This is a genomic window from Tessaracoccus sp. OH4464_COT-324, assembly GCF_003932855.1.
Lineage (GTDB): Bacteria > Actinomycetota > Actinomycetes > Propionibacteriales > Propionibacteriaceae > Arachnia.
The window spans coordinates 1-385 of sequence record NZ_RQYZ01000131.1 but is presented as its reverse complement, the minus strand read 5'-3'; the positions used below and the strand labels follow the sequence as shown (position 1 = coordinate 385).

Genomic DNA, 385 nt, shown 5'->3' with positions numbered 1-385 from the left:
CATCAACAATGTCCAACGGCTCTAGCTCGTCATAACTATCCATCGCCACACCGATCACCCCAGCCTCGGGATAACCCACCGGCACATTCACGAAACGCTGATCCATCACCTATGTCCTTTCCTGGCAGCAATGTTCCACAACCCGGCCAGCAGCAACTCCTGCTCGGCCAAGACCTCTTCTCTCGCCGAGACCGTGGTCCCGGCCAGTTCGGCAAACTTTTCCCGCGCGCTCGCCGTCGCGCGGATCAACGCGGCCCCCACCTGGGCCGAGTTCACCCGATCCAACCACGAATCATCACAGTCCACCTCAACCGGCCACCCCAACGAATCCGTAGCCACCCACACCCCCTGAAACCGACCAACCTGACCATCTACCGGACCCGGC

1 protein-coding gene is annotated in these 385 nt (G+C 61.0%); it reads right to left on the bottom strand.

Annotated elements, in window-relative coordinates; genetic code table 11:
• Positions 1-105: 105 nt before the first annotated feature.
• The coding region (locus EII42_RS12440) for a hypothetical protein (protein WP_233558418.1) at positions 106-385 on the bottom strand (280 nt) is incomplete at its 5' end.